Raw genomic sequence first — 22,432 nt, forward strand, 5'->3', positions numbered from 1 at the left:
GTTAAGCCAATTTATTTTAGCCAAGTTTTTAACTTTTCTGCCACCTGATCTAACTCAACAGGTTTTGACATAAAATCACTCATACCACTTGCTAAACAAGCGTCTCGGTCTCCTTTCATGGAGTTCGCCGTTAAAGCAATAATTGGCAATTTTTCTGCATTCTCTATTTTTTCACTGGCGCGAATAGCTCGCGTTGCTTCGAATCCATCCATCACAGGCATCTGACAATCCATTAGAACTAAGTCCACTTGTTCACCTTGTTCCAACAAGATGACAGCCTCTTGACCATTGTTTGCGACTTTACAATTAAAATTTAAGTGCTCAACTATGCCTAACACCACTTGCTGATTAATAAAATTGTCTTCAACAACCAGTATGGTTTTAACCGATACATCTTCTTCTGTTTGAACATTTTCAGTGTTGTATTCTGTAATCAAAGTAGATGTTTTTTGTACCTCTGGTTGAGATAAAACCAAAGTTAATGCTTTGACTAATTTAGTCGCGGCTGTGGGTTTTGTCAGATAGGCTGAAAATCCATTATCAATATAATATTGATACTTTTCATCCAACATCACAGACGTCATCATCAGTAACTTAGTTTTTTCGTAACTTGTCAATTTATGTATGGCATAACCCAGCTCAATGCCATTCATATCAGGCATTTGATAATCAAGAATGATGGCATCGAATTTAGGTGGGTTTTCAATATTTAATAATTCTAACGCTTCTTTAGCACTTGCCTTAGCACAGGCATTTGCCCCCCAATACTCAAGTTGAGCAAGCAGAATCTCTCGATTAATTTTATTGTCATCCACGATTAAGAAATGTTTATTGGAAATATCGATGGATCTAACTTGGTCATCTATTTTATCCCCTTCATCAAAAGAAAGGTTTAGCGTAAAAGTGCTACCTTGATTAATCGCACTAATTACAGCTATATCACCATTCATTAATTCGCACAATGTTTTGGTAATACTCAGCCCTAAACCGGTACCGCCAAATTTTCTGGTTGTAGTGCTGTCGGCTTGAGTGAAGGAATCAAACAGGTTTTCAATTTTGTCTTCAGGTATACCAATGCCAGAGTCAGTTACACTGAAGATAAACTCAATTTTTCCATTAACATTTTCAGTTTTTGCAAAAACTAAAACATTGCCTTTTTCGGTAAATTTAATTGCATTTGAAAGTAAGTTATTAAAGATTTGACGAATTCGACTTGGATCACCTTTAACATAAACATGGGACATAAACTTAGTGTCAATTACAATTTCTAAGCCTTTTTCATAAGCTAGAAAACTCATGGAGGCGATACTTTCTTCAATCAATAGATGTAAATTGAAGTCAATATTTTCAATATCTAATTTGCCAGCCTCAATTTTTGAAAAATCTAAAATATCATTGATCACAGTTAGTAGTGATTCAGAGCTACCTTGGGCAATACTAACGTAATATTTTTGCTGCTCATCAATATCCGTTTTATCCAATAATCCTAACATGCCCATCACACCATTCATTGGGGTTCTAATTTCATGGCTCATATTGGCCAAAAATTCACTTTTGGCTATCGATGCAGCTTCTGCGTTTTGTTTTTCAATCAATAACTCTGCTGTACGTTCGGAAACACGTTCTTCTAACAAATCATGTTCAGATTTTAAGGCACTAAGCGCAGAGTCTCGTTTTCTATTGGCTACCATCAACATCAAGACAAGCGCTGTTAACACCGAAAACACCACTATAGTCAGCAAAATCCCCCATTTATATTGCTCTACAAAGGTGGGCTGATAAAACTCGATAGTTGCATCTGGAAACTTCTGTTTAGCATTGAGATTATATTTTTTTAACTGGCGCCAATCATAAAAATGCCCATTAAAATAATCTAAAGAATAGTCTCTAACTTCTTTACCGTTACCAATATCAAGAATGATATCGCCTATTACTTCTCCGACTTTTTCACCAGACAACATATAACCGCCAATTGTCCCAGATCCCATCATAGAGCCCCAAAAGCTAAAAATAGGCACAGCGCTGATTTGGCTTAGGTCATTTAAGGTTTGATAAGGCGTTTGAAATTGTCCGTTTTTAAATCGCATTATCGGGGTGAACAGCACAATAGTTCCTGAACTTAAGGCTGACACTGTTTTCTTTATTTCATTCAAAGACGCATCAACGAGATAAGATACTTGAATGTCAGCAGATAATTTGGCAAATTCTGGTTGTAAACCTTGTAAATGCACTCTCGCTAAACTGGCTTTTTTGTCGGCCAAGACTATAACTTTTTTAGGGGCTGCCAACAGGATCAAATCACTTACTGCTTTTTGATAATTATTACTCGCCTCTATGTAGACTTTATTTTTGATCTGGCTAATGTCTACTTTGCCCGAACGGACAAAAATATGTTTCTGATCTGCAAAAAGACTAGGATTACGGCTTAAAAAATTAGCCGCGGGGATACCATTTGAAATAACCACATTAATGCTTTTTGAAGCATATTTTTTCGCTAGGTAATTGGAAACGATATTATTTTGCTGATTTTCATCAAATCGAGCAGAATCTAAATACTCTTGATAAACATCCACCTTAACCAGACTATTCGCCAACCTATTCTTCAGACCATTTAAGATTTCCCGCTCCATGGGTAAATCTTGATTCCCAGAATTCAATAATAATACCTGTAAACGTGGTGCAGATTGTTCGGCATCACCAGCGGCGAAAACATTTTGAAAGCTCAATACAATCAAACTAAAGACGATAAATATCAAGTAACCTAAAGACTGAGATATACCGACAAGTTTGAAATTATGCCAAATCATGGACTTTATAGAGTACTCAAGTTATTGATATTAAATTAATAATACTCCAATTATGAGTAAACGCTAGTATCCAAAAGGATTAGAAAGAAAATTCCAAGTAAAGAATAAGAGCCCTCCAATTTCTGTTCTTTAATAACCTCTTTAAACGAACCTCTATAAACGCCTAAGTAGTTCTCCAACCGCAGTTGTAAAGCTATGCCCACTTAGACTGTTAAGAATAAGCGTTTTTAGATAAAAATGCGTGTGTAGCTAAAGACGTTTCATGAAGTGTGTCAGAGCATTTTAGCCTGCCGGCTATCTTTCGGAAATACACCCACTAACAAGCAAGGTTATAAATTTGAAGTCATTGAAGGAGAATTTGAAGATTTTTATTGACTGGCAAAGCGGTATCGCCTTCTGAATATGTAGATTTGACAAGAGTTTTTTATTTATTTGGCTAGATGGAAGTGGCTAAGAGCAAGAGGTCTTAGACCTCCAGCTCACAAGTAACGTTTAATCAATCGCTTAAACTTCACATAAATAAACCCTTATGGTTTATTTGTTCTCCATCAATTTATCTAACTCAAGATACAAATCAGCATTGTTATTAACTTGATTCAATACCAATACCTCAACCCCATTAGCTGGCACATTAACGCTAATAGTACCTTGCTCAACCTTAGTTGATTGACTGTTAATTTGGCTATTCCACAGGCCATTAGAAATCCATTTATCCAAGATTAAAGACTTTTCTTGATCAGATTTGTTTAACACAACCAAGGCTGTTTGGTAGGTTCCGTCAACTTCCAATACTCGTAAAAAGCTGGCCGTGTCATGAGTATATGCAAGGTTTACCTGTAAACCACTTTGTAAGGCCGGAGTATTTTGTCTGACTAGATTAATCCGTTTCAGATTCTGATAAATGGCATGTTGCGGTGCCTTATCAATATTTTCTTGACCATAATAGTTACGATTACCTTCATGCTCTTTTAAACCGGCCATAAATCCTATTTCTGAACCGTAATACACCACCGGAATGCCTCGCGAGGTAAACAACCAGTTATTGGCATTGATAAAGCCCTTTTCATCGGTATTCATGCGCGCCATGTCATGATTATCGTAAAATGTCATCAAGTCATAAGGGTTATGATAAGGCCCATGAGTTAAATGCAAATACGACTGGATGTCAGCATAACTAGCATCTTTGTTTTCAAACAATTGGGTCATCGCTCTTTGGCCTGGGAAGTCCAATACACTGATTTCACCATTTTTGGGTAAAGTGTGTTGAGCGACTTTAGTCGCTTCGTATTCAAAACTTTCACCAAACATAAAAAAGTCTGGGTGTTTTTCACGAATGCGATCACTGAATCGTTTCCATAAATGGTGAGGCATGTGCCTGATAGTATCAATTCTAAAGGCTTCGGCACCCTGCTCTATCCAATAAAGGTAGGCTTCAACAAAATAATCCAATACTGCAGGGTTATCAGCATTCATATCAGATAATTCCGCTAGATCAGGTTGTTGATAAAAAAAGCTGTGTAACGGATTATTGGGATCTAATTTAGTTGGATGAAGGTTTTGGTGATCTGCCAGCAACTTACCGTTTTTATCGTAAATTTCGCCAAACTTAGGTAAATCAACATCCATGGTATAAGACGGTGAACCATGATTTAACACTATATCCATCACAGGTTTAATATCGGCACTTTTTAACGCTTGGTTTAGTGTTTTGTAATTGAGATCAGGGGAAACCAGATGTTCATCTTCTGCAAAAAAATTAACTCCCCAATATCCGTGATAACCGGTTTTGCCACCATCTTTAAACTGGCCTGCAAATTCGATCTTTTCACCGCCATTAAAGGCCATATCTGGGTTGTCAACTATGGGAGTAATCCATAAAGCTGAAAAGCCCATATCGGTTAGATAATCAATATTATTGGCGATCCCTTTAAAGTCTCCCCCCAGATATCCAACATTGGCATTTTGTTTACCTTCTGGGTTGACTAACTCTCGATCAAAAGTTGGATAATCACCGCCTTGATCAGGGTAATTGTTACTTGGATCACCATCCACAAATCTGTCTGTCATCAAGAAATAAACAGACTCTTTGGCAAAACTATTTTTAGTGCCGTAATATTCGCTTTTAGAAGTTTGAGTGACCTTTGGTGTGGTTTCTTCTTTTGGTCCACAAGCCGTTAACGCCGCAACACATGCTAGGCTAACAGCCGACAATTTTAAAAATTTCATTATTTTTCTCTCTAGGCTGCTTGAATACGTGTTTTTAAAGTAAAGCCACCAGCAATAGCAAAACTCACTGCGGCAATGTAAAAAGCGTGGATGGGATCGGCATTAAATAGGTTTAAAACTAAACCTAATAAACTTGCAGCTAAAATTTGAGGGATGACAATAAAGAAATTAAATATCCCCATAAACACGCCCATTTTATGGCTGGGTAAACTGTTAGATAACATGGAATATGGCAAAGATAAAATGGACGCCCAAGCAAATCCAACGCCTACCATAGAAACCAATAATAAGTCAGGATCGGTAATTAAGGTGAAACTTAAAAAACCAATTGCACCCAAGCCAAGATTGATAGTGTGGGCCATTCGAATACCAAACATTGAAACCATTTTAGGAATAAAAATTGCCGCTATTGCCGCAAAACCATTGTAAGCAGCAAACAACACCCCTACCCAGTCTGATCCTTGATTAAAAGCGGTATCGTTAGCTTCCACACTACCAAAGTGAAAACGTGTCACGGCAGAGTTGGTATAAATCCACATGGCAAACAAAGCGAACCAGCTGAAAAACTGCACCACAGCAAGCTGTTTCATAGTACCAGGCATGTTTAATAAATCATGCATCACAATGGCAAAACCATTTTCATGTTTATCATTTTGAATGAATGACTTAGCCAAAAAGAAACATAATCCTGTTACCACTAAACCAATGGACAATATGTATAATTGTTTTTCCCAACCAGCCAAATAAATTGCAGCGGTAAAAACAACACCTATCGCGAGAAAACTTATTGAAGGCATGCCGAACTTTGCTACATCTAACTTATTAGAGCCTTGAGTGGACTGGGAATGTTTATCGAAACTGGCTAACTCTTCTGGTGAATACTCTTTACTAGTAAAGGTGGTCCAGCATACTGCAACCAATAAAACTAAAGCCCCCCAATAAAATGCATACTTAACAGAATCGGCAATTTCGCCCATAGGCGCTTCGTTACTCACTTCAAACCAGTTCGTCATAATCCAAGGTAAGGCCGATGCGACCACTGCACCTATACCAATAAATAAACTCTGCATGGCATAACCTAAAGGTCTTTGTTTTTCGTTTAAGTTATCTCCTACAAAAGCTCTAAAAGGCTCCATTGAAATATTGATAGACGCATCTAACACCCACAACATACCCGCTGCAATCCATAAAGTAGGAGAGTTAGGCATAAAAATTAACGAAATAGAAGCCAGCACTGCGCCAATTAAAAAGAAGGGACGGCGGCGACCTAAACGGCCCCAAGTATTATCACTCATGTATCCAATTATGGGTTGGACTATCAATCCAGTTACGGGGGCCGCAATCCACAACAAAGGAATTTGCTCGATATCTGCGCCTAAGGATTCAAAAATACGGCTAACATTGGCATTTTGCAAAGCGAACCCAAATTGGATCCCTAAAAAGCCAAAACACATATTCCAAATTTGCCAAAAAGATAACTGCGGTTTTTCGTTCATCTACATTCTCTTTAAATGTTATTATTTATTAAGATACATTCAACACACATTAAACATTAACTAATAAAATCAATAATTTACTTAAGATAAAAAACCAAAAACAAGCTTAGAACAATATGCTAAGTCGCCGAACAACTCGCTCTGCTCATTCACCTTAAGTATTAGGATTTGGCCAATATATATCTGGGGCTAATCTATTTACAAACTTATGCATACGTATTCAACTCGCATTTGCAACACTCCATTAACCTAATTATTACACCTACTTAATCTAATAAACCATTGATAAATATTATTTTTTTAAAAATTAGTGGCATTTTTTAACAGGAAATTCACTAAATTGCATACGATTGCAAAAAATTGAATCTTACATCCAGTTTCCACTACTCTAGTGCCAATTAAACGAATTCAGTTTTAAAGGTTTTATATGAGCGAAACATCTTGGTGGAAAGGTGCGGTGATTTATCAAATATACCCACGGTCTTTCTACGATAGCAATCATGATGGTGTGGGTGATTTAGCCGGCATTACCAAAAAGCTACCATACATTGCTAGTTTAGGTGTTGATGCGATCTGGATATCGCCATTCTTTAAATCACCTATGAAAGATTTTGGTTATGACATTAGCGACTATCAAGCCGTTGATCCATTATTTGGCGATATGAACGATTTTGATAACTTACTTGAACGCGCCCATCAATTGGGTATAAAAGTCATGATTGACCAAGTACTTAGCCATACCTCAGATCAACACGCGTGGTTTACTCAAAGCCGTCAAAATAAAACCAATGACAAAGCCGATTGGTATATGTGGGCCGACGCCAATCAAGATGGCACTCCACCTAATAATTGGTTGTCGATTTTTGGTGGTATGGGTTGGCAATGGGATTCAAGACGCCAGCAATATTATTTACATAACTTTTTGAGCTCTCAACCTGATCTCAATTTTCATAACCCTGACGTACAGCAAGCGGTACTCGATAATATTGAATATTGGTTGAAAAAAGGCGTAGACGGCTTACGTTTAGACGCCATTACTTTTTGTTTTAACGATAAAGAGCTGCGAGATAATCCAGCCAAGCCTATTGAGGAACGCAACGGCCGAGGTTTTTCTGAAGACAATCCTTATGCTTATCAATACCATTATTTTAATAATGACCGCCCTGAAACCTTAGACTTTATGTTAAAAATTCGGGCCCTCTTAGATCGCTACCCCGGTACTGCGGCATTAGGCGAAATTAGCTCTGAAGATTCAATTAAATCCATGGCTGAATATACCCAAGGCAATCGCCTACAAATGGCCTATAGCTTTGAGTTGTTAACCGATGATTTTAGTGTTGAACATATCACCACTACCGTGCAACAACTTGAAGCACAAATGAAAGATGGTTGGCCTTGTTGGGCTATCAGTAATCATGATGTAGCCCGAGTTGTTACCCGTTGGGGCAAGGGCCATGCTAAGTCAAAACAATTAGCCAAAATGTTTACTGCCTTAGTGACCAGCCTACGAGGATCTGTATGCAGTTACCAAGGCGAAGAACTTGGTTTAGAAGAAGCTGAACTTGAATTTGAAAACCTACAAGACCCCTTTGGTATAGAATTTTGGCCGACTTTTAAAGGACGAGATGGTTGTCGTACGCCTATGCCATGGCATATTGAAAAAGAACATGCTGGTTTTAGCCAAAATGCACCTTGGTTGCCTGTGTCACCAGCTCACCAAAGCTTATCAGTGGATACACAAATAGATGATCCCACTTCCAGTTTAGTGTTTTATCAAACGTGGCTTAAATGGCGCACAACACAAGATATATTAAAATATGGTGACATCAAGTTTGTCGACCTACACTCAGATGTTTTGTGTTTTTACCGCGAATATAAAGGCAAAAAGTGGTTTGTTAGTTTTAACTTATCAGCCCAAGCACAATCGATTGTACTAAGTGAAAGTACACAGCCAATCAATCTAAAATTTGATATCTTACAAGGCCAACAAGTTGGGCAAATAGTGAACCTACCTGCCCATGGTATTTATTTCGGTAACTGTGCATAACAATTTATCAAGTACATTATCTAGCTAACCCAATCTGGGTTGGCTAGACGCTGTTCGTGCTAATTCCAATAATCCTTATAAAAACATCGAAGCTTTTGCGTTTCCTTGCTATATTGCCCCCCAATTATAGAGGTATTGGGTTTTATCTTAAGATTGAACTCATGGGAATCTGGTCGCGCTATGTCAAAGCTAAATGCTAAAAAGTGCTATTCCAGAACTGTACCCGCAACTGTGATGGTTAAACTAACCACTTAACCTAAGTCAGATACCAACCTCTAGGATAGGTTTAACAAACCATCCAACTCTATTAAATCTATTTCGTGCGGGAATACGCGGATACATAAATCTCTACAGTGTTTTTGACTGTACTTTATGTATTGCCCTACCCGCCATTATTAAGTTGTTGTTTTGAATATTAATACATGGCCACATTTTTCTTTTTGTACCAATATGTTCGCTGCAGGTGAAAACTAATATGAACCTGTTAGTTGCACGTGATCTCAACTTAATAATCGCAAATCAACCTATTTTACAAAACATAAACCTTAGCCTTGAGTCAGGAAAAGTATTGGGAGTACTTGGTCCCAATGGTGCGGGCAAAACAAGCCTACTTAAATTGCTTTCAGGTCAAACTGATAGTGCAGGAAAAGTCAGTTGGAATAATAAAAAACTGACCGAATACCAAACCATTGACTTAGCCAAACAAGTCGCGGTAGTGAATCAGCTAAACCAAAGTGTATTTGCCCTCAATTTACAACAAATAGTGCGCATGGGTTTATTACCCCACAAAACCTTATTATCTAGACAAACCAAAGAAGATGATCAAGAAATAGCAAAAGCCATAGAGCGTGTTGGCCTGTCAGAGAAAACTAATCAAACATTTAGTTCATTATCTGGCGGAGAACAACAAAGAGGCCTGATTGCCCGTGCTTTAGTGCAAAAAGCAAAACTTATAGTACTGGATGAGCCAGTTAACCATTTAGATATTTATTATCAACATCAAATACTCGATCTACTGCGGGCCCTCGCTCACCAATTCAATATGACAGTAGTCATGAGTTTACATGACTTAAATTTAGCCGCCAATTATTGTGACGAACTGTGTTTGTTGCATAAGGGAAAAGTGTCGGCTCAGGGCTCAGTAGAAACAGTGCTAAAAGCGAATTTATTAGAACAGGTTTTTGGCATGCCATGCGATGTTAGCTACCAAGCTAGCTCTGACAACTCCGCATCAAATATACGCATTGATTTTTATCCACCTAATCTGACAGAACTCAAACCAACCTGTAAAGGTGCAAGTGCTGAAAAAAGAAAGGAAAAAGGTAAAGGTGAAGAAAAAAATGTATAAACCTTTACTAAATAAAAAATGGTGGTTTTTGATCCTTGCCGCAATCTTATCCCCCATTGCGGCTTTGTTTTTTGGTGCAGCTGACTTTAGTCCAGCGGAATTAGCTCAGTGTGTATTTTCAACCTGTGATAAACCCGTTAACCAACTAATATTTTGGGAAATCAGGTTACCTAGAGTCTTAGTCGGCTTTTTGGTGGGGGCTGGATTAGCTGTCGCGGGTGCTACATTACAAAACATCACTCGCAACGGCTTAGCCGACCCCTATCTATTTGGTGTGGTATCAGGTGCAGGATTAGGCGCCAGTATTGCCACTTTATTGTTTGATAGTCGCTTTGCCGAAAAACTCGGTTTAATGAATTATTTGCCGGAGTTTTCTTTCACTCTCGCCCTGCCCTTTGCTGCGTTTTTGGGGGCATTGTTTGCAGTTATTTTAGTGCAAATTATAGCTAGCAAAACCTTTGGCAGTAGAACCGAACACATGTTGTTAGCCGGCGTAGCGGTTTCTTTTATGTTAAGTGCCTTGAGTCATTTCTTACTGTTTTTAGCAGAGCCGTTTGCCGCCAGCAAGGTGATATTTTGGTTAATGGGCAGCTTAGCTCGAGTAGAGGTGTGGTATGCCTGGGTTATTCTTCCTATCGTAATGATTAGCGTGTTATTGCTATTACTTTTTGGTCGCCATATGGATGCCTTGTTATTAGGTGACGAAAACGCTAAAACTCTAGGTGTACAGGTAACCCGCATGCGCATGATGTCTTTGGGTATATGTGCAGCACTTACGGCTTGTATCGTCTCTTATTGTGGCGGGATTGGATTTGTGGGTTTGATGATCCCACATATAGTGCGTAACTGGATTGGGGTCACCAGTCGAGTCGTTATTTTAGGCAGTGTACTGTTAGGAGGATGTTTTATGGTGTGGGTCGACGTATTAGCTCGTGTAGCTCTGCCCGATCAAGAAATCCCCATCGGTATTATTACCTCTGCCATAGGTAGCGTATTTTTCTTAATCGCCATGAGCAAGAGACAGCCTTGAGCGGAAAGCCGCTTGAGCTAAATGCAGCATGAGCTAAATGCAGCATGAGCAAAAAGCAGCCTTGAGCTAAAAGCAGCATGCTCAAGAAATAACAAAACGAATGAAACAAATAGATAGATAAAAACAAAGGTCGTAACAAAAATGAATTCCGCTAAACATTCTGCATTAGATCCAAAGTATTGGCATATTCCCAAGTTAGATAACAGTACCTTAGATAAGATAAAACACAGAATAGATAACAAAACCAAACCACTTGGTGCCTTAGGAAAACTAGAAGCGCTAGCCCAATCAATTGCGCTCATTCAAGGCCAACAAACACATAGTGTTACACAAATAGATATCAACCAGCCGTGTATATTAATTTTCGCCGCAGATCACGGCATTGCCCAACATCCAATTAGTATTGCGCCCAGAGAAGTCACCGGCCAAATGGTGCTAAACTTTTTAGCCGGCGGCGCCGCAATTAATTGTTTTTGTCGAACGTCTGATGTGCAACTAAAAGTGATTGATGCAGGTGTGTTAACCCCCGTTACTCAAACTCATGCTGATTTTATTCAACAATCTGTGGCTGCAGGTACCCAAGACTTTTCAGTCGCAGCCGCCATGACAGCAGCACAGCTGGAACAAGCTTTGGTATATGGGCAAACCGTGGCCCAGCAACAAATTGATAATGGCTCTAACCTGATTGGTTTTGGCGAAATGGGCATAGGCAATACCACAAGTGCCTCGGCACTTTTAAGTGTGTTGACTGGCTTGCCTGCTAACCAAACCGCCGGAAAAGGTACAGGGATTGATGCACAACAATTAAGTCGAAAAATAGACCTTATTGATTTAAGTATGCAACGAGTAGAACAAATCTATGGACAACTGCCACTCACACCGATTCAGGCATTACAAGAAGTGGGCGGCTTTGAAATAGCGCAAATAGTTGGAGCAATGTTAACCACTGCTCGTGCCGGTAAAACCATAATTGTAGATGGTTTTATTGTGTCTATCGCCGCCCTATTAAGCTGTCAAATACAAGCTAATGCACGAGACTTTATGATTTTTGCTCATAGCTCAGCAGAACAAGCCCACTCATTAGTACTCGACCAACTAAAAGCCACGCCATTACTTAATTTAGACATGCGATTAGGTGAAGGAACAGGTGCGGCTTTAGCAGTACCTTTAATCAGGGCGGCGGCTGAATTTTATAACAATATGGCTACCTTCGAGAGTGCGCAAGTTAATGTTTAACTCGAACATGGCTTGTGTAAGCTATCTAAAATATCAGTTTAATTTATTTTTATTAGCCACCAGCTTTTTTACCCGTTTACCTGTTACCGAATATTGTCATTACAGCCCCAGTAAAATGCGTCGTGCCAGCCAGTTTTTTCCTCTTGTGGGTTGGTTAATTGCAGGAATATTGGTGTTAGAGTTTAGTATTTTACAGCCTTTATTAGGATTATTGCCTAGCCTGTGCTTACTCTTGATCTCTAGTATTTTGTTAACTGGCGCCTTACACGAAGACGGCTTAGCGGATATCTGTGATGGCATATGGGGTGGTTATTCTTTAGAGCGTAAGTTAGCCATAATGAAAGATAGCCGAATTGGCACCTATGGAACCTGTGGTTTAGTGTTAGCCCTATTAACCAAGTTTGTATTATGGTGGCAACTTGCTCAACAAGCCTCTCTTATACTTGCCTTAGTATTGGCCTATCCCCTTTCTAGGGCTTTGGCTATTAGCCTAGTTCAAGACATGAAATACGTGTCAAACCAAATTCCTTGTGCTGATAAACACAAAGGCAGTAAAAGTGAACCATTAGCCAAACCTATGACAACACAATCATTAATATTTGTTTTGGTAACAGGCGCATCAGCCTGTTTGTTATTGCCACTGAGTACCATTTTTTATTTATTTATTGGCTGTATATCTTTTCGTTATCTACTTAAATATTGGTTAAACAAACATATTAAAGGATATACCGGCGATGCGTTGGGCACAGCGCAGCAATTACAGGAATTACTCATCTATTTTATCTTAATAGCTAACTTACCCATTAACGTAGGGCAACTATGATCCATCTAATTATAGGCGGTGCCCGCTCTGGAAAATCTAGATATGCCCTTGAACAAGCTCAGGCGTTAAGTCAGTCTAAAAACTGTGGGGTAACCTTTGTCGCCACGGCCACAGGTTTAGACGATGAAATGTTAGCCCGTATACAGCGGCATAAAGAAGAACGTCCGGCTCACTGGAAACTGGCAGAAGTGCCGCTAGCACTCAGTGCTTTTATTCAGCAAGTTAATCAGCAAACTCAGCAAGTATTGCTCATTGATTGTTTGACCTTGTGGCTCAATAATCAGTTATTTTCGGCACCGGAACAAGATTTCCAGGCTTTATTTTCAGAACTGATCCACACCCTAACAGCCTCAACTTGCGATATTTTCATTGTGTCTAACGAAGTGGGTTTAGGCGTGATCCCTATGGGCGAAATAAGTCGAACCTTTGTTGATCAAGCGGGCTGGCTAAATCAAGCGATGGCAGCCGCAGCCGACCAAGTCACTTTTATTGCAGCAGGTTTACCTATGACGTTAAAGGCTAAGTCCTCAAAAGGTGACAATTAAATGTCAGAACAAACTCAAATCACCCAAATTGATCTGTTAAGACACGGCAGTATTGATGGCCCCCCTGCACTTTACGGGCGAACCGACGTCTGTTTAAGCGAGCAAGGACTTAAACAAATGTTTCGTCAAGTCAGGCAATTAGCCTTCCCCGATAACATTATCAGTTCACCTCTACGCAGATGTAAAGAGTTTGCCCAGGAAATGGCGCGTGATCATCAATTACCCTTGCACCTTGAAGATGATCTAAGAGAATGTGATTTTGGTGCATGGGATGGGATTAAATTTGACGATACATCGCAACAATGGCCTTTAATGACATCGTTTTGGCAAGACCCATCACATAACACGCCACCAAAAGGAGAATCATTGCAAGATTTTCATCAAAGAGTGGTAAACGCTTGGAATAAATTAACCAAACAATTTTCCCAAGAATACAGTTTGGTGGTATGCCATGGCGGGGTAATTCGGCAAATATTAGCTCACTTGTTACCAGTAGATTGGCAAGATGGCGATTGGTACTCTCAATTAAATATTGGGTATGCCAGTTTAACCCGTATCACCATAGCCGATTTTGCAGGAGCAAAACCTTCAGTCAATTTTGTGGGTTTACCCGCCGATTTTGGATAAAGAGCTCACTTTTATTATGATTAACAAACACAGTGCTACATTAATGATCCAGGGGACCACGTCAGACGCGGGTAAAAGTTTATTAGTAGCAGGGTTTTGTCGTTGCTTAGTTAAAAAAGGGTATAAAGTAGCGCCATTTAAACCACAAAACATGGCCTTAAACAGCGCAGTAACAGCCGACGGAAAAGAGATTGGCCGAGCCCAAGCCTTGCAAGCCCAAGCCGCTAATTTAGCGCCTCATTCAGATATGAACCCTGTACTACTTAAACCGAGTTCAGACACAGGTGCTCAGGTGATAATTCACGGTGAAGCCATCACAGACATGCAAGCCAAGGCGTATCACGATTATAAAAAAGTGGCCATGCAGGCCGTGTTAGATTCTCATGCTCGATTAACCTCTGAATATGAGGTGATCATGGTCGAAGGTGCAGGTAGCCCGGCAGAAATAAACCTCAGAGAAGGTGATATTGCCAATATGGGGTTTGCCGAAGCAGTGGACTGTCCAGTGATCATAGTGGCTGATATAGATAAAGGCGGGGTATTTGCTCAACTCGTTGGCACATTAGAGCTATTATCACCAAGCGAACAAAATCGCGTGGTAGGTTTTGTGATTAACAAGTTCAGAGGCGACATCAAGTTATTAAAATCAGGCTTAGATTGGTTAGAAGCCCGCACTAACAAACCGGTTTTAGGCGTATTGCCCTATTTAATGGACTTACAGCTAGCCGAAGAGGATGCTATCCAAGCTCAACAAGCCATTGATCCTGACGACGTACGTTTACGTATTGCTGTTCCAGTATTTTCTAGGATCAGCAATCACACAGACTTTGATATGTTACGTAACCATCCTCAAGTAGAGCTTATTTTTGTCAGACAAGGGTCAGCTATTCCTGCTTGTGATTTGATCATATTGCCGGGCAGCAAAAGTGTACGTGCTGATTTGAAGTTATTGAAAGACCTAAACTGGCACACCGACATGGCTAAACATTTACGTTATGGCGGAAAATTGTTAGGCATTTGTGGCGGTTATCAAATGTTAGGTAAGAGTATTTCAGATCCTACTGGTGTTGAGGGTGAAATAGGTACCTCTGAAGGTCTAGGTTATTTAAACATAGACACAGTGCTGACCCCACAAAAACAACTCACCCAAAATCAAGGACAACTATTATTGACTGCCCCAAACAACGTATTAGCAGATATTCAGGGTTATCAAATTCATGTAGGCCAAACAATAAAATCTACTTCGCAACCAAGCTTCGCTAAATTAGACTCGGGTGAGTTTGAAGGGTGCGTGAGCAATGACAATCAAATTGCTGGCAGTTATTTACATGGACTATTTGACTCCCCTTGTGCGTTACAACAAATATTGGCCTGGGCCGGAGCCGAAACAGAACTTTTACAAGATTACCACCAACAACAAGAAGCTGAGTTAGAACGTTTAGCCCAAGCCTGTTTAGCACATCTAGACTGGCAAAAAATTGAAGACTTTATTCTACCGCAATTAAAACAAAACAATCAGAGAGCTCAAAATGACTGATAAAGATATAAATGCAAAACACAAAGCCCGTATGCAAGAACAAAAGGCAAATGTTGATAAACGTATTGCTGCTGCTCAAGAAGATAAAGGCCTGTTATTGGTCATCACTGGCAACGGCAAAGGTAAATCCACTTCTGGGTTTGGCACAGTCGCCAGAGCTATAGGCCACGGCTTAACCGCGGCAGTGGTGCAATATGTAAAAGGTACCTGGGATTGCGGAGAGCGCGACCTGTTGGAAAAAAACGGCGTGACCTTTCATGTAATGGGCACAGGATTTACTTGGGAAACTCAAAATAAAGAGACTGACATACAAGCTGCCCAAGCGGCTTGGAAACACAGTAAAACATTACTGCAAGATCCAAGTATAAATTTAGTCTTACTAGACGAAATTACCTACATGGTCAGCTATAAATATATTGATCTGGACGAAGTGTTAGAGGCGTTATCTAATCGACCTAAAGACCAACACGTAGTGATAACAGGCCGCGCTTGCCACAGAGCTATTATCGACATAGCGGATACGGTTAGTGAAGTCCGCCCTATTAAACATGCCTTCGACAATGGTATCAAAGCGCAAAAAGGGATCGACTGGTGACGTTAAGATTACGCCTGTTAACTTGTTGCTTAATTGTTTGTAGTGTTACTTTTAGCTTAATTATTAGCGCTCACGCAGAAGAAACAAAAGCGCTGTCAAAAGAACTGACAAACGAACAAAAACAAAAGTTACGGCTCATTGCTTTAGCGCCTCATATCGTAGAGTCCTTATATGAAATAGGCGCGGGTGAACAAATTATTGGTACCTCGGAACATGCCGATTTTCCAGCTGCCGCTAAAGATATTTTGCGTGTTGGCAACTATGCTAGTTTACAAATTGAAAAGATCCTGCAGCTCAAGCCAGATATTATTCTCGCCTGGCAAACAGGTAATCCCATGAGTGATATTGCCCGTTTAGAAAAATACAACTTTAAAGTTATTTATTCAAAGCCAGTTAGGTTAGAAGATGTAGCCACTGAACTAACCATGTTAGGTGAGTTAACAGGTCGTCAACTACAAGCAAAAAAAGCAGGAGATAAATACTTAAGCCGATTAAATAATTTGCGAGATCAATATGCTGGCCAATCCTCCATTAGTTTATTCTATGAATTATGGTCTCGCCCATTGCGCACAGTTGCTGGGCAAGCTTGGCCGCAGCAACAAATTGAATTATGTGGTGCAGAAAACCCATTCAAAAACGCTCAAGATGATTATCCATCCATAGGTTTAGAACAAGTGGTCGCCAATATGCCACAAGCTATTATTCAACCCAGTCAACATGGCAGTGAAAACCCAGACAGTATTAATTGGCGACAATGGCAGAGTATTCCGGCCGCCAAACACGACTTTATATTTAGTCTCAATGCAGACAAGGTTCATCGTATGACTAGCCGCATGTTAGATGAAGTACAAGTGATGTGTGAACAAATAGACAAAGCTCGCCAATTTTATATTAAGGTTAAAAATTGAATTGACGCAAGATGATGTATAATATTTAACCAACACCTTGGTTCAATTTGTCGTTGACTTCAATTAGTCCTTTCGAGTAATCAATATTTTAAAAGGCGAGTATGACGTGAATTAAGGTTTCTCATTTAGATATAAAAAAAGGAAAGTTTATGTCAGTTTTCAACCAAATATATCGCTCTATATTAGCTTGTAGCTTAATCTTGTTCAGCCAACTTAGTCTGTCTCACGATGGACATGATGTGCAGGATATTATCATTCCTAATTTGGGCAACATAGGCCAAGTACAGTTCGCTACTACTTGTGGTGAACAAGAATCAAAAACGATAAATACAGGCGTAGCATTATTACATCACATGATGTACGCCCAAGCAGAAAAACACTTTGCTGGAGCCATTAACACTTTTCCCCATTGTGCCATCTTGCATTGGGGATATGCTATGACATTATTTCATCCACTATGGCCCGATAAAATTACTGAAGAAGCCACGACTCGAGGTGCAACGGCCATTAAAAGAGCTAAATCATTAGCCGCGAGTAAACGTGAACAAGCATACATTCATGCAGCTGCAGCTTATTATCATGACTGGCAAAACACGCCTGAAAGAACTCGACTCGAAGCTTGGGCTGAAAAACAGCAACAATTGTACCTCGACTATCCTAAAGACATAGATGCCACTGCTTTTTATGCATTATCTCAACTTGTTACTGCCTCTAAAAAAGATCCTACATTTAGCCAAAACAAACGCGCCGGCGAGTTATTAAATCCACTCCTAAAAAATCATCCTAGTCACCCAGGCGCGATTCACTATACGATCCATGCCTACGACAATCCGGTGTTAGCTAGTCATGCCATTGAGGCAGCAAGAGCATACGACAAAATTGCCCCCGACGTGCCCCATGCCTTACACATGCCAAGCCATATATTTGTTAGATTAGGTATGTGGGAAGACGCGGCAAATTGGAATATTCGTTCTGCTAATGCCGCTTTAAAATATCCGGTAAAAGACGCCACATCGCTGCACTATACTCATGCAATTGATTATCTAGTTTATAGTTACATTCAAGCCAACCAACTATCCAAAGCTAAAAAAGCCTTTGAACAAGTAGCTAAACATCACCCAATTCAAGCTGTTTTCCCCACGGCTTATGCATTAACAACAATTCCAGCCAGATTAGCCCTAGAAAGTCATCAATGGCAACAGGCAAGCGACTTAGCGGTTAGAACGCCTAATTACATTGATTGGGATAAGTTTCCTGAGGTTGAAGCCATTACCTACTTTACTCGAGGATTAGGAGCAGCCAGAACTAACCAACTTAAAGTTGCAGAGCAAAACCTCACTAAGCTCGATGATTTATACGAAAAAACCTTACAAAAATCTCCTCAATATTGGGCAATTTTAGTGGACGCTCAACGAAAGGCTGTCGCAGCTTCGATTAGTTTTGCAAAGGGTGAAATTAAGTTAGCTATAACCCAACTCAAACAAGCTGCAGATATTGAAGATTCGGTGGATAAAAATCCCGTCACTCCTGGTGCCGTATTACCTATTCGAGAGCTGCTAGGAGATATGTTGTTTTTGAACCAAGACTATTCACAAGCAATAAAGGCATATCAAGCTTGCCTTAAAATTAATCCGAATAGACTCAACAGCTTAACTGGTATTGAACTGGCTAACAAAAAGCTTTAGACACAAAAAAACAGCACGGAATTTTAACCCTGTGCTGTTTCATTAAATACTAATTAATTTTTAGGAAAGGTTACTTATCCACTTGCTGAATAAAATAACTAATTTCTTTAATTAAATGTCTAAGCACAGGGTTTAAGCGAGTATTTTTACCATTCATCACAAATAAGTCATGGTTAAACTCGAACAAACTTTTCCCCACAGGCACTAGACCTAAACCAGCTGCTTGGTTGCTCAATACATAATCTGGCAACAACCCCACATATTCACCAGTCATAATCGCCGACAAACAAGCATCATAAGAGTCTGAAAAGGTCTGAATCGCCATACGTGTATCTTCACAAATGTAATTTGCCGAAGACAAACCTGAAATACCAATAGCTGGGTAATCTTCTATCTTGACACTACTAGGCAAACCTTCACGGTATTTAGCCAAAGCATGTGAAGGAGCACAGTATAAACGGCCGCTACAAGTGACTTCAACAGGGTGAAAGGTAACTGACTCAGGTTTAACCATATCGTAAGTAGACAATACTAAATGACATTCACCAGACAAAGCCACGTGCTCCACTTCGTTATATAAACGAGTTTGAATATTCACGTGGATATCGTTAAATTTTTTCATGGTGCTTTTAACTGCTTTACTCACAGCTAAATGATAAGATAGAGGCAAGCCAGCCATCATCACCAAAGTGATATGCCCAGAATAATCATCATGTAAACTCTTGAGGTTAAACACAAAGTTATCGAATGAGTTAAAGATACGTTTGGTTTCTTGAAAAACCACCTCACCTTCTTTGGTCATTTGAAAGCCACCTCGCCCTCGATGGCATAACACTAAATCTAAACGTTCTTCTAACTTTTTAATAGCTGCACTAATATTTGGTCTTTGCATTCGAAGTACAGGTTCTGCAGCCGTAAAGCCATTACATGAGGCTACCGCGTAAAATACGCGTAGTAATTTAATGTCTGATTCTTGTAGGCGATTTAACATGCCAGCACCACTTATAGGTATAGTTATTGATACTAAATTATAGTGTAAGAAACAGATGCACTAATTACAATGGATATTTTACGATCCACCCTATTTTGTTTTTCATGCAACCTAGGGGTTACCCCTTACCTAGTCTGAGTTTAATCAAATGGAACTTTAGTAGTCTTGGTTAAATTCGTTTACTAAAGTCCAAATCCAACCCATTCAGGAGTGCAACTAGAATGTAAATATTAAGCAAAGACACAGAAGTATTGTGGGTCTTTTAGTCTGATTATGTATAATAGTTTGTATCTAAACTCCTTATTTTACATATGGAAAGTGCATGTTTAACAAGTTTCCGAATTCTTTTTTACTATTTATTCTTATTACTAGTTCCTTTACTACCTTGGCACAAGCCACAAAACCGAATTTTGTTTGGTTAGTGTCTGAAGATAACTCTAAACATTATCTGAAACTTTATGATCCGCAAGGTGCCACTATGCCCAATGTTGAATCATTGGCAAAAGAAGGATTAATATTTAATCATGCTTTTTCGAATGCAGCAGTTTGCTCTACCGCTCGATCAACCCTAGCTTTAGGCTCGTACACCCCCCGCCTTGCTATGAATAACCATAGGCCATACAAACAAGCAGAATTACCAGAAGGCTTAAAACCCATCAGTTTGTTTTTAAAAGAAGCAGGTTATTACACAAGTAACGATGTAAAAACTGATTTTAACTTTGAGGATCAAGATGGTATTTGGAATAAAAGCGCAAGAAAAGCTTCATGGCGAGATAGAAAAGACGGGCAACCCTTTTTTCATATGCAGACTTTCACAATAACCCATGAGTCCCAATTACAGTTTCCAGCTAATGATCTAGAAAACGTACCTAGCCAACACGACTATAAGAATATAACTTTACCTCCTATATATCCTAATACAGACCTATTCAAATACACCTATGCTCGCACCCTAGACAATCATCTAAAGGCAGACAAACAAATAGGCGAAGTGCTAAATAAGCTTAAACAAGACAAATTAATGGATGATACTTTTATCTTTTATTTTGGTGATCACGGTGGCGTATTACCGGCCAGTAAAGGTTATTTATTTGAACGAGGATTACATGTCCCACTAATCGTTTATGTGCCTAAAAATTTCAGACATTTGGTACATGAAGATATACGTGAATTAAAGCATACTTATGTAGACGGCTTTGTGAGCTTTATTGATTTTGCTCCTACTCTGATGAAATTGGCAGGACTTGAGGCCTCAGACAAACAGGACGGTAGCGCATTCTTAGGCAAAGACATAGGCCTAAATGAATTAAAAGCTCGCGATACGACTTTAGGGTATGCCGACAGATTTGACGAAAAATATGATCTAGTCCGCAGTTTACGTAAAGGAAAATATAAGTATATCCGTCATTATCAGCCGTTTAACCCTGACGTATTATACAACGCATATCGCTTTAAAAATCACGCATTAAAACAGTGGCGTGACTTGTACCAAGCAGGCCAGCTTAATCCTGTTCAAACAACATTTTTTGAAACAAAGCCTGTAGAAGCCTTGTACGATGTTGAAAATGATCCATACGAAACCCACAACCTTGCAACAGATAAGCAGTACCGAGCAAAATTAATTCAATTAAGACAAGAACTGACTAGTCGACTAAAAGCGATGCCGGACTTAGGCTTCTATCCGGAATCTTGGCAGGTGCAACATGCATTAGCCGCCCCAGAAAAATTTGCATCTTCAAATAAAACGGAAATCGCTAAATTGATTGATATAGCCGATCTACAGCTATCAGAGTTCTCAGAGGTAAAAGATCAACTTAGCAAGGCTTTAACATCAGACAATCAATGGCATCGTTATTGGGCCTTAATCAACTTAAGCTGGTTTGGTAATGACATAAAAGAGTATCACCCGATAATAGAAAAATTCCTGCACTTCATTGGCCTGAATCGATTTTCTCAAGAGATAAAAACAATCGCGCCAATCGTACAAGACATAGTAGAAAATGACCCTAACCTACTTAATCGCGCGCGAGCTGTAGAGTATTTAGCCATAACCGGCCAACTCAACGCTAATCAGTCAATTGAGCAACTAGTCACACAAAGCAACAATGATATTGAAGCCTTAGAGATGATGAATATAGCCACTCAACTTCATGACACTAAAGGCACTAAATTCAACTTTTCAGTCAAACCAGAATGGCACGCAGACTTTAAAGGCGACTTAACCGACAAACAACAGAAAAATTTACACTACTGGTTAACTAATCGAATGAATTATTTGAAACAGTAATGTTTTATCCTAATAAAACATTAAAACAACACACCCAGCAAGCCGCTGGGTGTGTTGTTTAAAAATATATTCACTACGTTTGCCTATGCGCTGCGCGCACAATGCATCGCTTTGCGACAGGGTATTCGCTAGCTCACTAAAAGCATTCACTGCGTTCACCGCAATCAATTGCGTTTTTGATACAACATCCCTGTTGCACCAGTTACTTCTTTTCAAACGACAAAATAAGTAACCAAGAAAGTCT

17 protein-coding genes and 1 riboswitch are annotated in these 22,432 nt (G+C 39.5%); of the genes, 12 read left to right on the forward strand and 5 right to left on the reverse strand.

Annotated features, from left to right (window positions below; genetic code table 11):
* Nucleotides 1-11 precede the first annotated feature (11 nt).
* The 3 genes from L0668_RS17195 to L0668_RS17205 form a co-directional block, all read right to left on the reverse strand.
* The gene (locus L0668_RS17195) at nucleotides 12-2,807 is read right to left on the reverse strand and encodes a response regulator (RefSeq protein ID WP_235313957.1); all 2,796 of its coding nucleotides are present in this window, start codon (nucleotides 2,805-2,807) and stop codon (nucleotides 12-14) included.
* A 534-nt stretch (nucleotides 2,808-3,341) separates the two neighbouring features.
* Nucleotides 3,342-5,033, reverse strand: coding sequence for an alpha-amylase family glycosyl hydrolase (locus L0668_RS17200; RefSeq protein WP_235313958.1), 1,692 nt, complete (start codon nucleotides 5,031-5,033; stop codon nucleotides 3,342-3,344).
* 11 nt (nucleotides 5,034-5,044) lie between these two features.
* Nucleotides 5,045-6,529, reverse strand: a complete 1,485-nt coding sequence (locus tag L0668_RS17205; RefSeq protein ID WP_235313959.1) for an MFS transporter — start codon at nucleotides 6,527-6,529, stop codon at nucleotides 5,045-5,047.
* A 427-nt stretch (nucleotides 6,530-6,956) separates the two neighbouring features.
* Here L0668_RS17205 and L0668_RS17210 point away from each other — a divergent pair, with 427 nt between their 5' ends.
* The 11 genes from L0668_RS17210 to L0668_RS17260 all read left to right on the forward strand — a co-directional run bounded on the left by L0668_RS17210 (nucleotide 6,957) and on the right by L0668_RS17260 (nucleotide 18,910).
* A complete protein-coding gene (locus L0668_RS17210; protein ID WP_235313960.1) occupies nucleotides 6,957-8,576 on the forward strand; it encodes an alpha-glucosidase in 1,620 nt (539 codons plus the stop codon).
* A 113-nt stretch (nucleotides 8,577-8,689) separates the two neighbouring features.
* Nucleotides 8,690-8,867: riboswitch (cobalamin riboswitch) on the forward strand.
* A 184-nt stretch (nucleotides 8,868-9,051) separates the two neighbouring features.
* On the forward strand, nucleotides 9,052-9,924 hold the full coding sequence (locus L0668_RS17215) for an ABC transporter ATP-binding protein (protein WP_235313961.1): 873 nt from the start codon (nucleotides 9,052-9,054) through the stop codon (nucleotides 9,922-9,924).
* Nucleotides 9,917-10,954 carry a FecCD family ABC transporter permease gene (locus L0668_RS17220; protein ID WP_235313962.1) on the forward strand — a complete coding sequence of 346 codons (1,038 nt, stop codon included), beginning with the start codon at nucleotides 9,917-9,919 and terminating at the stop codon, nucleotides 10,952-10,954. Before L0668_RS17215 ends, L0668_RS17220 begins: the two co-directional genes overlap by 8 nt.
* A 141-nt stretch (nucleotides 10,955-11,095) precedes the next feature.
* Nucleotides 11,096-12,190, forward strand: coding sequence for a nicotinate-nucleotide--dimethylbenzimidazole phosphoribosyltransferase (gene cobT / locus L0668_RS17225; protein ID WP_235313963.1), 1,095 nt, complete (start codon nucleotides 11,096-11,098; stop codon nucleotides 12,188-12,190).
* Nucleotides 12,183-13,013 carry an adenosylcobinamide-GDP ribazoletransferase gene (gene cobS, locus L0668_RS17230; protein ID WP_235313964.1) on the forward strand — a complete coding sequence of 277 codons (831 nt, stop codon included), beginning with the start codon at nucleotides 12,183-12,185 and terminating at the stop codon, nucleotides 13,011-13,013. Before cobT ends, cobS begins: the two co-directional genes overlap by 8 nt.
* Nucleotides 13,010-13,558 carry a bifunctional adenosylcobinamide kinase/adenosylcobinamide-phosphate guanylyltransferase gene (cobU, locus tag L0668_RS17235; protein WP_235313965.1) on the forward strand — a complete coding sequence of 183 codons (549 nt, stop codon included), beginning with the start codon at nucleotides 13,010-13,012 and terminating at the stop codon, nucleotides 13,556-13,558. The genes cobS and cobU overlap by 4 nt, the downstream gene beginning before the upstream one ends.
* Entirely contained in the window at nucleotides 13,559-14,185 is a 627-nt protein-coding gene (cobC, locus tag L0668_RS17240) for an alpha-ribazole phosphatase family protein (protein ID WP_235313966.1), read from the forward strand.
* Between the two features lie 16 nt (nucleotides 14,186-14,201).
* Nucleotides 14,202-15,722: a cobyric acid synthase gene (locus L0668_RS17245; protein ID WP_235313967.1), complete on the forward strand. Its 1,521-nt coding sequence runs from the start codon at nucleotides 14,202-14,204 to the stop codon at nucleotides 15,720-15,722.
* A complete protein-coding gene (gene cobO, locus L0668_RS17250; RefSeq protein ID WP_235313968.1) occupies nucleotides 15,715-16,317 on the forward strand; it encodes a cob(I)yrinic acid a,c-diamide adenosyltransferase in 603 nt (200 codons plus the stop codon). Before L0668_RS17245 ends, cobO begins: the two co-directional genes overlap by 8 nt.
* A 62-nt stretch (nucleotides 16,318-16,379) precedes the next feature.
* The gene (locus tag L0668_RS17255; protein ID WP_370659912.1) at nucleotides 16,380-17,225 is read left to right on the forward strand and encodes a cobalamin-binding protein; all 846 of its coding nucleotides are present in this window, start codon (nucleotides 16,380-16,382) and stop codon (nucleotides 17,223-17,225) included.
* A 149-nt stretch (nucleotides 17,226-17,374) separates the two neighbouring features.
* Nucleotides 17,375-18,910, forward strand: coding sequence for a tetratricopeptide repeat protein (locus L0668_RS17260; protein ID WP_235313970.1), 1,536 nt, complete (start codon nucleotides 17,375-17,377; stop codon nucleotides 18,908-18,910).
* A 70-nt stretch (nucleotides 18,911-18,980) separates the two neighbouring features.
* On the opposite strand, the gene L0668_RS17265 is transcribed toward L0668_RS17260, so the two are convergent.
* The gene (locus L0668_RS17265) at nucleotides 18,981-19,901 is read right to left on the reverse strand and encodes a LysR family transcriptional regulator (RefSeq protein WP_235313971.1); all 921 of its coding nucleotides are present in this window, start codon (nucleotides 19,899-19,901) and stop codon (nucleotides 18,981-18,983) included.
* 322 nt (nucleotides 19,902-20,223) lie between these two features.
* On the opposite strand from L0668_RS17265, the gene L0668_RS17270 reads away from it, so the two are divergent.
* Nucleotides 20,224-22,188 (forward strand): sulfatase family protein, encoded by a 1,965-nt coding sequence (locus L0668_RS17270; protein ID WP_235313972.1) that lies wholly within the window; start codon nucleotides 20,224-20,226, stop codon nucleotides 22,186-22,188.
* 9 nt (nucleotides 22,189-22,197) lie between these two features.
* Here the strand turns inward: L0668_RS17270 and L0668_RS17275 are convergent.
* On the reverse strand, nucleotides 22,198-22,432 hold a 235-nt coding region (locus tag L0668_RS17275; protein WP_235313973.1), incomplete at its 5' end, for a hypothetical protein.

The sequence above is a fragment of the Paraglaciecola algarum genome (assembly GCF_021532655.1).
Classification (GTDB): Bacteria; Pseudomonadota; Gammaproteobacteria; order Enterobacterales; family Alteromonadaceae; genus Paraglaciecola; species Paraglaciecola algarum.

What these genes read in the sequence shown, in the direction of transcription:
- L0668_RS17195 (WP_235313957.1), bottom strand. Translation starts at nt 2,807, where the DNA reads ATGATTTGGCATAATTTCAAACTTGTCGGTATATCTCAGTCTTTAGGT.
- L0668_RS17200 (WP_235313958.1), bottom strand. Translation starts at nt 5,033, where the DNA reads ATGAAATTTTTAAAATTGTCGGCTGTTAGCCTAGCATGTGTTGCGGCG.
- L0668_RS17205 (WP_235313959.1), bottom strand. Translation starts at nt 6,529, where the DNA reads ATGAACGAAAAACCGCAGTTATCTTTTTGGCAAATTTGGAATATGTGT.
- L0668_RS17210 (WP_235313960.1), top strand. Translation starts at nt 6,957, where the DNA reads ATGAGCGAAACATCTTGGTGGAAAGGTGCGGTGATTTATCAAATATAC.
- L0668_RS17215 (WP_235313961.1), top strand. Translation starts at nt 9,052, where the DNA reads ATGAACCTGTTAGTTGCACGTGATCTCAACTTAATAATCGCAAATCAA.
- L0668_RS17220 (WP_235313962.1), top strand. Translation starts at nt 9,917, where the DNA reads ATGTATAAACCTTTACTAAATAAAAAATGGTGGTTTTTGATCCTTGCC.
- cobT (WP_235313963.1), top strand. Translation starts at nt 11,096, where the DNA reads ATGAATTCCGCTAAACATTCTGCATTAGATCCAAAGTATTGGCATATT.
- cobS (WP_235313964.1), top strand. Translation starts at nt 12,183, where the DNA reads ATGTTTAACTCGAACATGGCTTGTGTAAGCTATCTAAAATATCAGTTT.
- cobU (WP_235313965.1), top strand. Translation starts at nt 13,010, where the DNA reads ATGATCCATCTAATTATAGGCGGTGCCCGCTCTGGAAAATCTAGATAT.
- cobC (WP_235313966.1), top strand. Translation starts at nt 13,559, where the DNA reads ATGTCAGAACAAACTCAAATCACCCAAATTGATCTGTTAAGACACGGC.
- L0668_RS17245 (WP_235313967.1), top strand. Translation starts at nt 14,202, where the DNA reads ATGATTAACAAACACAGTGCTACATTAATGATCCAGGGGACCACGTCA.
- cobO (WP_235313968.1), top strand. Translation starts at nt 15,715, where the DNA reads ATGACTGATAAAGATATAAATGCAAAACACAAAGCCCGTATGCAAGAA.
- L0668_RS17260 (WP_235313970.1), top strand. Translation starts at nt 17,375, where the DNA reads ATGTCAGTTTTCAACCAAATATATCGCTCTATATTAGCTTGTAGCTTA.
- L0668_RS17265 (WP_235313971.1), bottom strand. Translation starts at nt 19,901, where the DNA reads ATGTTAAATCGCCTACAAGAATCAGACATTAAATTACTACGCGTATTT.
- L0668_RS17270 (WP_235313972.1), top strand. Translation starts at nt 20,224, where the DNA reads ATGTTTAACAAGTTTCCGAATTCTTTTTTACTATTTATTCTTATTACT.